Below are 6,681 nucleotides of genomic sequence, written 5' to 3' on the forward strand. Positions count from 1 at the left end.
GGTCAACCACTCCAGCGGCTACGTCGCCGGCGGGACCGTCCCGTTCCGGATGGGCAACGCGCACCCCAGTCTCTTCCCGTACGAGCCGCTGCCCACCGCCGACGGCGAGCTGATCGTCATCGCCGGCAACGACGGGCAGTTCCGCAAGCTCTGCCAGGTGCTCGACCTGCCCGACCTGCCGGACGACCCGCGCTTCGGCCGCAACCAGGACCGCACCGCCAACCGCGAGCAGTTACGCCCCCTGCTGGTGCAACGGCTCGCCACCCGACCGAAGGACGAGTGGTTCCGTGACCTGCTCGTCGCCGGCGTCCCGTGCGCGCCGATCAACACCATCGACGGCGGTGTGGCGCTCGCCGAGGAGCTGGGGCTCGACCCGGTCGTCACCGTCGGCGACGTACCCGGCGTGCGTAACCCCATCACCTTCTCCGACACCCCGGCCCGGTACGAGCTGCCGCCGCCCGGGCTCGACGAACACGGCGAGGAGATCCGCGCGTGGCTGAAGAACTGAGCTTCCCGACCGGGATCGGCACCTCCGACCCGACCACCATCTCCCTGCTGGGGCAGGACCTGGCCGCCGACCTGATGGGCACCGTGGGCTTCGGCGAGCTGGCGTACTGGCTGGTCGCCGGGCGCCGCCCCACCCCCGGTGAGGTGCGGGTCTTCGAGGCGGTGCTGGTGGCCCTCGCCGATCACGGCTTCACCCCGACGGCGATCGCCGCCCGGCTGACCTACCTGTCCGCGCCCGAGTCGTTGCAGGGCGCGCTCGCCGCCGGCCTGCTCGGCGGCGGCTCCCGCTTCCTCGGCGTCACCGAGGACTGTGGACGCTTCCTCGCCGACACGCTCGAGAAGGCCGGTGAGGTGACCGACTACGACGCGGCGGCGCTGGACGCGGTCACCCGGGCCAAGCAGGAACGCCGGCTGGTCCCCGGGCTGGGGCACCCCGTGCACAAGGAGCAGGACCCGCGCACCCCCGTCCTGATCCGGATCGCCACCGAGGAGGGTCTGCACGGCCCGCACCTGCGGCTGTTCGAGGCGATCGGACGCGTCCACCCGCAGGTGCTCGGCCGCACCCTGCCGCTCAACGGCGCCGGGGTCTGCGGCGCGGCCCTGGCCGACCTGGGGCTCCCCGTCGAGATGCTGCGCGGCTTCGCCCTGCTGGCCCGCGCGGCGGGGCTGCTCGGGCACCTCGCCGAGGAGCGACGACGACCGCTCGGCATGGACATCTACCGCACTGTCGACAGCAACGCCGTCTACGAACCCTGACCCCCTCTCCGCACCCCCGAAAGGAGCGGGAATGGCCTCCATCGTCGCGGTCATCGCCTCCACCCACCACCCCTTCTACTACCGGGCCAGCACCGCCACCGGCGATGATCGACCACCGTTCGCCGACGAGTGGACCCGCAAGATCCTGGCGTTCCGGGAGACGTTGACCCGGGCCCGACCCGACGTGCTGGTGATGGTCGGCTCCGACCACTTCCACCAGCTCTGGCTGGACAACATGCCGCAGTTCCTGGTCGGCAAGGCGCCCCGCTACGACGCCAACTGGTACAACGAGGAGCGCGAGTTCGGGCTGCCCCGGATGCTGCTCACCGGCCAGGAGGACCTGTCCGCGCACATCCTGCGGGCCGGGCTCGACGCCGGGTTCGACCTCGCGTTCAGCAACGAGCTGCGCATCGACCACAGCATCACCTGCCCGATCATCACGCTGCGGCCCGAGGCCGACCTGCCGATCGTGCCGATCTACACGAACATCTTCGCGCCGCCGCTGCCGCAGCCCAAGCGCTTCGTCCAGCTCGGCCAGAGCATCCGCGACATCGTCGAGTCGTGGCCGTCGCACCTGCGGGTGGCCGTCATCGGCACCGGTCACCTCTCGCTGGAGCTCGGCGGCCCCCGGCAGTTCGGCCCGCACGGCCCGGACCCGGAGTTCGACAGGCGGGCCGTCGAGTGGATCGCCAACGGCGACCTGGACGAGTGCCTGCGCGAGGTCACCCTGGACAGCCTGCACTCCCCCGGCAACGCCACCCACGGTTTCATGGACTTCATGCTCATGATGGGCGTGGCCGGTGCCGGCGTGAAGGCCGACTACGTCGACACCCTCGACCTGTTCCACACCATGGAGGCCTACTTCACCTGGTACCCGAACGGAGCGCCGACGGCATGAGCAGATACCTGCTGAACAAGTTCCTCTTCACCGTCGACCGGGACCCGGAGCTGGTCGAGCGCTACCGCAGCGAGCCGCGCGAGCTGGTCGCCTGGTGGGAGGCCGAGTGCGCCAACACGGTGCTGAACTGCCACACCGGCGAGGCCAGCACCTGGCTGCGCTTCGACGACGTGGAGCGCGAGGCGCTGGCCACCCACGACCACGTGAAGCTCTTCGAGCTGGGCGCGCACCCGTTCCTCACCCTGACCCTCTTCATCGCCCTCTTCGAGCGGGACAACACCGAGCCGCTGGAATACCAGAAGTCCTACGGCGCGCGGCTGGCCCACTTCTCGATGCCCTACCCGGACATCGCGACGTGATCCGCGCGGCAGTGCTCACCCGCTGCGGTGCCGCGCCGACGCTCGCCGAGCGGCCGACACCCGTGCCAGCCGACGGCGAGGTGGCGGTCACCGTCGAGGCGGTGCCGATCACCCCGCTGGACGTGCTGTGCGCCAGCGGCACCAGCTACTTCGGCCCGCCGACCACCCCGTACGTGCCGGGGGTGCAGGGGGTCGGTCGGCTGGCCGACGGCACTCCCGTGTGGTTCGGCACGTCGGCCGGGATGCGCCCTGGTGTGGACGGCAGCATGGCGGGCACGGTCACGGTGCCCACCGCCGACGTGGTGGCGCTGCCCGACGGCGTACCGCTGAGCCTGCTCGCGGCCCTGGGCCTCTCCGCGGTCGCCGCGCAGGCGGCGCTGACCGACGCCGGCGGCCTGTCGGTCGGTGACCAGGTCGTCGTGCTGGGGGCCGGGGGTGTGGTGGGCCAGGCCGCCATCCAGCTCGCACTGCTCGGCGGCGCCCGCCGCGTCATCGCCGTGGCCCGCTCGGCGGCGGCCCGCGCCCGGGCCGAGGAGCTCGGCGCCGCCGTCGCCCTCCCGCTGCTCCCCGACGACGACGTCGCGTCGTTGGCCGACCGGCTGCGCCACGCCGCCGACGGGCCGCTCGACCTCGTCCTGGACCCGGTCTTCGGTGTCCCGGCCGCGGCGGCGCTGCGGGTGCTGCGCCCCGGTGGGCGACTGGTCAACCTGGGCAGCGCGGCGGGTGCGACCGCACCCATCGAGTCCGCCGTGCTGCGCAGCGGGGCACTGCGGATCGTCGGTTACACCAACAACGGGTTGTCGACCGCCGCGCGGGCAGCGGCGCTGACAGTGGTGGCCGGGCACGCGGCGACCGGCCGGCTCACCGTCGATCATGAGATCGTGCCCTTCGATGCCGTCGCGGATGCCTGGGCCCGGCAGGACGCCGGCACCGCCGCCGGCCGGATCGTCCTCGCGCTCTGAGGAGGGCCGGACCCCAGCCAGGGATCGCGAAACCCTGGATAAACCGCACCTGGTTGGGGTTCCGGCACGGTGCGACGGTCGGTCCATGACACCTTCCACCCACACCGTCGCCGGCCACTGGATCGGTGGCGAGACCGTCACCGGCTCCGCCGGCACCCTTCCCGTCGTGAACCCGGCCACCGGCGAGGTCGTCGCCGAGACCCCGGCCGGCACCGCCGCCGACGTCGATCGCGCCGTCGCCGCCGCCCGGGCCGCCTTCCCGGCCTGGTCGGCGACCACCCCGCAGCACCGGGCGGACGTGCTGCGCCGCCTCGGCGCCGGCCTCGCCGCCCGTACCGAGGAGATCGCCCAGGCGATCACCGCCGAGATGGGCTCGCCGATCGGCATGTCCCGCACCGCCCAGGTCGCCTTCCCGGCCGCGGTGCTCGAATCCATCGCCGGCCTGGCCGACGACTTCGCCTGGACCGAGGAGGTCGGCAACTCGCTGATCGTCCGCGAGCCGATCGGCGTGGTCGGCGCGATCACGCCGTGGAACTACCCGCTGCACCAGGTGATGGCGAAGCTCGCCCCGGCCCTGGCCGCCGGTTGCACTGTGGTGCTCAAGCCCAGCGAGCTGACCCCGTTGACCGCGTACCTGCTCTTCGACGCGGTCACCGAGGCCGGTCTGCCGCCGGGGGTGCTGAACCTGGTCAGCGGCACCGGGCCGGTGGTCGGCGAAGCTCTCGCCGGGCACCCCGACGTCGACCTGGTCTCGTTCACCGGCTCCACCGCCACCGGCGCGCGGATCATGCGGCTCGCCGCCGACCGGATCGCCCGGGTCGCGCTGGAGCTGGGCGGCAAGTCCGCCAACGTGATCCTCCCGGACGCCGACCTGGCCACCGCCGTCAAGGTGGGCGTCGGCAACGCCCTGCTCAACTCGGGTCAGACCTGCACCGCGTGGACCAGGATGCTGGTGCACCGCGACCGGTACGACGAAGCCCTCCACCTGATCGCCACGGCGGTGGCCGGCTACCGGCTCGGCGACCCGTTCGACCCGGCGACCCGGCTCGGCCCGTTGGTCTCCGCCGCCCAGGCGCAGCGGGTGCGTGGCCACATCGACCGGGCCGTCGCCGACGGCGCCCGGCTGGTCGCCGGTGGACCGGACGCGCCGGTGCCGGCCCGGGGGCACTTCGTCGCCCCTACCGTCTTCGCCGACGTGCACCCCGACAGCGCGCTCGCCCAGGAGGAGGTCTTCGGGCCGGTGCTCGCCGTCATCCCGTTCGCCGACACCGACGAGGCGGTCGCCATCGCCAACAACTCGAAGTACGGGCTGGCCGGCGCGGTCTGGTCCGCTGACACGGACGCGGCGCTGGCGGTGGCCCGGCGACTGCGCACCGGCGCCGTCGACATCAACGGTGCCCCGTTCAACCCGCTCGCCCCGTTCGGTGGCTACAAGCAGTCCGGCCTGGGCCGGGAGTTGGGCGTGCACGGGCTGGCCGAGTTCTGCGAGCTGAAGGCGATCCAGCGATGACCGGCGGCGAGCTGTCCCCGGCCGCGCCGGGCGGCGGCACCGAAGCGGCGTCCGCGCCGGTCACGGTTCGCGCGCTGGTCGCGCGCGGGTCGGGTGCCGAGCTGCGGGTCGAGTGGGTACGCCTGCCCGCGCCCGGCCCCGGCGAGGTGCGGGTGACGATCACGGCGGCCGGTGTCTGCCACTCCGACCTGTCCATGGTCAACGGCACCCTCGCGGCGAGGTTCCCGCTGGTGCTCGGGCACGAGGCGACCGGTGTGGTGGCCGAGACCGGGCCGGGCGTGCAGGTGGCCGTCGGCACCCCGGTGGTGCTCAACTGGGCACCGGCGTGCCGGGCCTGCTGGTGGTGTCGGCGCGGCGAGCCGTGGCTCTGCGCCGCCACCACGGCCCCGACGGTGGCGCGTGGCGAGACCGACGACGGGGTCCCGCTGCACCTGACCCTCGGCCTCGGCGCTCTCGCCGAGGCGGTGGTGGTACCCGAGCGTGCCGTCATCCCGATCCCGGCCGGGCTGCCACCCGAACAGGCCGCACTGCTCGGCTGCGCGGTGCTCACCGGCGTGGGTGCGGTCCGGAACACCGCCCGGGTGACGCCCGGCGAGTCGGTGGCGGTCGTCGGGCTCGGTGGCGTCGGGCTCGCCGTGCTCAGCGCGGCCCGCCGGGCCGGTGCCACCACGATCCTGGCCGTCGACGTCGCGGAGGCGAAGCGGGATCTGGCGCTGGCCGCCGGGGCCACCGACTTCCTGCTCTCCGACGATCGGCTCTCCAAGGAGGTACGGGCGCGCACCGAGAGCCGTGGCGTCGACCACGCCTTCGAGTGCGTCGGTCGGGCGGCCACCATCCGTGCCGCCTGGCGGCTCACCCGGCGCGGCGGAGCGGTGACAGTGGTCGGGATGGGCGCGAAGGACGACATGGTCAGCCTCGGCGCGCTGGACATCTTCCACTCGGCGCGCACGCTGCGCTCCTCGGTGTACGGATCGTCCGACCCGGATCGGGAGGTGCCGATGCTGGCTGCCGAGCTGGCCGACGGCGCACTGGATCTGGGGGTGCTGGTCAGCGGCACGATCCCCTTGGACGAGGCGCCCACGGCGTTCGACCGGCTGGCCCGGGGCGAGGGCGCCCGCTGGGTGGTCACCCTCAGCTGACGCCGGTCACAGCCGGGATTTCAGGACGTCGACCTCGCAGCCTGGTGCGAACGGGTCGAAGCCGTGCGCGACGAGCCAGCGGATCGCCAGCAGGCTGCGCGCTGACCACCAGCCGCGGATGACGTCGAGGTCGACGTCGGCGCGGTAGCCGGCGAGGACGTCGGCGAGGCGTTCCTCGTGCCCGAGCGTCAGGGTGGCGAGGTCGAAGAGGGCGTCGCCCCGGCCCGCCTCGGACCAGTCGATCACACCGGTGATCTCGTCGCCGTCGACGAACACGTGGGTGATCTGCAGGTCGCCGTGCGTGAACACCGGGGTCCACGGTCGGAGCGCCGCCTCGGCGACCCGGCGGTTGCGGGCGACCAGGTCGGTGGGGAGGACGCCGTCGCGGACGAGCCACTCGCACTCGGCGTCAAGCTGTGATGTCAACTCGGCGCGGTCGCGACCGGGCCACGGCGGTAGTGGCGCGTCGTGCAGCTTTCGAACGGCGGCGCCCACTGCGGGCCACGCCGCCGGCGACGCGGTCGACGGCTCGCCGAGGCGGCCGAGTGGC

Annotated in this window: 8 protein-coding genes; 7 read left to right on the forward strand and 1 reads right to left on the reverse strand. The window is 73.5% G+C overall.

Going from position 1 to position 6,681, the window contains the following annotated elements; all coding sequences use genetic code 11:
- The 7 genes from KBX53_RS17575 to KBX53_RS17605 all read left to right on the forward strand — a co-directional run.
- Positions 1 to 508: CoA transferase (locus KBX53_RS17575; RefSeq protein ID WP_210860415.1), on the forward strand; the 508-nt coding region annotated here is incomplete at its 5' end.
- A complete protein-coding gene (locus KBX53_RS17580; RefSeq protein WP_210860416.1) occupies positions 493 to 1,263 on the forward strand; it encodes a citryl-CoA lyase in 771 nt (256 codons plus the stop codon). The genes KBX53_RS17575 and KBX53_RS17580, both read left to right, overlap by 16 nt.
- Positions 1,264 to 1,294: 31 nt before the next feature.
- Entirely contained in the window at positions 1,295 to 2,161 is an 867-nt protein-coding gene (locus KBX53_RS17585) for an extradiol ring-cleavage dioxygenase (protein WP_210860417.1), read from the forward strand.
- Positions 2,158 to 2,520, forward strand: a complete 363-nt coding sequence (locus KBX53_RS17590) for a hypothetical protein (RefSeq protein WP_030338325.1) — start codon at positions 2,158 to 2,160, stop codon at positions 2,518 to 2,520. The genes KBX53_RS17585 and KBX53_RS17590 overlap by 4 nt, the downstream gene beginning before the upstream one ends.
- The gene (locus tag KBX53_RS17595) at positions 2,517 to 3,482 is read left to right on the forward strand and encodes a zinc-binding alcohol dehydrogenase family protein (RefSeq protein WP_030338327.1); all 966 of its coding nucleotides are present in this window, start codon (positions 2,517 to 2,519) and stop codon (positions 3,480 to 3,482) included. The genes KBX53_RS17590 and KBX53_RS17595 overlap by 4 nt, the downstream gene beginning before the upstream one ends.
- Positions 3,483 to 3,567: 85 nt before the next feature.
- The gene (locus KBX53_RS17600; protein ID WP_210860418.1) at positions 3,568 to 4,992 is read left to right on the forward strand and encodes an aldehyde dehydrogenase family protein; all 1,425 of its coding nucleotides are present in this window, start codon (positions 3,568 to 3,570) and stop codon (positions 4,990 to 4,992) included.
- Positions 4,989 to 6,131 (forward strand): alcohol dehydrogenase catalytic domain-containing protein, encoded by a 1,143-nt coding sequence (locus tag KBX53_RS17605; protein ID WP_247675778.1) that lies wholly within the window; start codon positions 4,989 to 4,991, stop codon positions 6,129 to 6,131. The genes KBX53_RS17600 and KBX53_RS17605 overlap by 4 nt, the downstream gene beginning before the upstream one ends.
- A gap of 6 nt (positions 6,132 to 6,137) precedes the next feature.
- On the opposite strand, the gene KBX53_RS17610 is transcribed toward KBX53_RS17605, so the two are convergent.
- Positions 6,138 to 6,681 (reverse strand): phosphotransferase (locus KBX53_RS17610; protein ID WP_210860423.1); only part of this gene is annotated, 544 nt, incomplete at its 5' end.

It is taken from the genome of Micromonospora sp. M51 (assembly GCF_018070305.1).
GTDB lineage: Bacteria > Actinomycetota > Actinomycetes > Mycobacteriales > Micromonosporaceae > Micromonospora > Micromonospora parva.

Bases quoted from the DNA above. Each gene is read 5' to 3' on its own strand.
- KBX53_RS17585 (WP_210860417.1), top strand. From the start codon at position 1,295: ATGGCCTCCATCGTCGCGGTCATCGCCTCCACCCACCACCCCTTCTAC.
- KBX53_RS17590 (WP_030338325.1), top strand. From the start codon at position 2,158: ATGAGCAGATACCTGCTGAACAAGTTCCTCTTCACCGTCGACCGGGAC.
- KBX53_RS17600 (WP_210860418.1), top strand. From the start codon at position 3,568: ATGACACCTTCCACCCACACCGTCGCCGGCCACTGGATCGGTGGCGAG.
- KBX53_RS17605 (WP_247675778.1), top strand. From the start codon at position 4,989: ATGACCGGCGGCGAGCTGTCCCCGGCCGCGCCGGGCGGCGGCACCGAA.